This is a genomic window from Micromonospora sp. S4605, assembly GCF_003176715.1.
GTDB lineage: Bacteria > Actinomycetota > Actinomycetes > Mycobacteriales > Micromonosporaceae > Micromonospora > Micromonospora echinaurantiaca.
Genome location: NZ_QGSW01000488.1, coordinates 1 through 1,558, shown reverse-complemented (window position 1 = coordinate 1,558; position 1,558 = coordinate 1). Strand labels below are relative to the sequence as shown.

1 protein-coding gene is annotated in these 1,558 nt (G+C 69.5%); it reads left to right on the top strand.

Annotated elements, in window-relative coordinates; all coding sequences use genetic code 11:
• Window positions 1-67: 67 nt before the first annotated feature.
• Window positions 68-1,456, top strand: coding sequence for an IS701 family transposase (locus DLJ47_RS35200; RefSeq protein WP_109906689.1), 1,389 nt, complete (start codon window positions 68-70; stop codon window positions 1,454-1,456).
• Window positions 1,457-1,558: the final 102 nt, after the last annotated feature.

Below are 1,558 nucleotides of genomic sequence, written 5' to 3'. Positions count from 1 at the left end.
TAGTGCTTTGTTAGGTCGTTGTGGCGTGTCGCTTGTATGAGCCTTGCGGTGGTGTTTGGCTGCCGCGGTGGATGAGCGGGAACTCGCTCGGGTACGCGGGCAGTTGGAAGACTTCGCGGCCGGGATCTTCGCGGGGTTGCGGCGGTCGGATCAGCGGGCGACCGGTCTGCGGTATCTGCGTGGGCTGATGCTGGACGGCCGGCGAAAGTCGATGCAGCCGATGGCGGAACGGCTCGGGGTCGATCACCAGCAGTTGCAGCAGTTCCTGACCTCGTCCACCTGGGACGTTACCGGCGTGCGACGGCGGCTGGCGACGGCCGCGGTCGACGTGGTGGCCCCTCAGGTGTGGGTGGTTGATGACACCGGGTTTCCCAAGGACGGCAAGGCCTCGGCGTGCGTGGCCCGGCAGTATTCCGGCACCCTCGGCAAGGTCGCCAACTGCCAGATCGCCGTCAGTGTCCATGCGGCGACCGACACGGCGTCGGCGGTGCTGAACTGGCGGTTGTTCGTGCCGGAGTCCTGGGACGACACCTGCGTGCCCGGCCCGGACGGCAAGCCCGCGAACTCCCACGGCCGCAGGCTGCGCCAGCAGCCCGTCACCCTCGATCAGGCCGGGGCGAAGAAACCACACACCCGGGTGCGGCTGCCGCCCGCCGAGCAGATCGAGCAGATCCGCCGCCGGCGGGCGGCGTCGAAGGTCCCCGACACCGAGCGGTACCGGCCGAAGTGGCTGATGGCCCTGGAAATGCTCGACGAGCTGGCCGAGTGGGGGCTGCGTCCGCCGCTGCTGACCGCCGACGCCGGCTACGGCCAGGTCGCCGAGTTCCGCCAGGGCCTGACCGAACGCGGCATCAGCTACATCGTGGCGACCACCTCGTCCACCACCGCGCAACCCGGCGACGCCCAGCCGGTCGAGGTTCCCTACGCCGGAGTCGGCAAGCACCCCACACCGCGCTACCCCCAGCCGGCTTGCAGCCTGAAGGACCTGGCGCTCGCTCACGGCGCCGACGCCACGACTCTGGTGCGCTGGCGTGCCCGCCTCCCCACAGCCGAGCGCGCCCCGGACCAGGCCGTCGGTGAACTGTCCGGGCACTTCTTCGCCCTGCGGGTGCGCCCCGCCGGCCGGGCCATCCAACGCGGACCCCACTGCGGCGACGACGGCGTCCTGCCCGAATGCTGGCTGCTCGTGCAATGGCCCCCCGGCCAGGACGAACCCAGCGACTACTGGCTATCCGACCTACCCGCCGACACACCCCTTGCCGAACTGGTCCGCCTGGCCAAGAGCCGCTGGCGCGTCGAGCACGACTACCGCGAACTCAAGACCGCCCTGGGGCTGGACCACTTCGAAGGACGCTCCTGGATCGGCTGGCACCGCCACGTCACCCTCGCCGCCGCCGCCCAACTGTTCCTCACCCAACTCAGGCTGACACGCCCAAAAGCAGTGGGGCGAACCTGAGCCTGTACGCCATCCTCCGCGAACTGCAATACCTACTCGCGACCTGGCTCGGGTTCTGCCCCCTCTGCCGCCAACTCGTCCCAACCTAACAAAGCACTACTA